Below are 727 nucleotides of genomic sequence, written 5' to 3' on the forward strand. Positions count from 1 at the left end.
GATGTGAGTAGTACGGCGTACCAAAGATCGTAGGGGCGGACTCCCTCCTCGACCAACTGGCGAAGGTTACTCGGCCCAGGGTAAAGATCGGGTTCTAGAGAGGCGCCGTATCCACGAGACACGGTGACACGACGAAGGCGTTCGATGCCATATTCTTGGGCAGCGATTTCACGGAGCGTCTCGTCAAGCAATGAGCGATACCAGAAGGTCTTACCTACACCCCGCCCTCCACGCACTACCGTGCTGTCCACGTAGAGAGCAGCACGATGAGTGTCTGGCGTGAACAGACTTCGGATGTTGGGCTCCGCAGTGTCAGCGTCCGTAGCCTCCGGGAGGGCGGCTGCCAACAGGTCACGATACTCCGCGACGCCTAGCCTAGTGCTCATTGCGGTCCTTCACTGCTCTGCGGATTTGCCGTAATCAGAAGCGTTGCCGTAGGTAGGAAATCTCGATATGCCGCCTCAACAAAGGCCCGGCCCTGCCAACCAGGTGTAGAGACTGCGTCCAAACCGACCAATCCGGGCTCGAAAAGGATCGGGATCGGATGGTGTGGAGCCGCATCGTCCTCCAGGAAGGGGGAAAAGGAATTAGGGTCTAGTACGTTGGTCCCTGGGGCCGGGACATCATCATCGTAGAGAAGTGCGAAGCACTCCCAGGAATGTTCCCGAAACGATTGCAAGTAAGTGTCTTTGGGGCGGAGCGGGGAGTCGGGGACCATCGAGGCCAC

General features: G+C 58.5%; 1 pseudogene. It reads right to left on the bottom strand.

Going from position 1 to position 727, the window contains the following annotated elements:
• A pseudogene (locus tag KUM32_RS42020) lies at positions 1-251 on the bottom strand (hypothetical protein); the annotation flags it as partial.
• Positions 252-727 lie beyond the last annotated feature (476 nt).

Source organism: Streptomyces sp. AC627_RSS907, assembly GCF_019049165.1.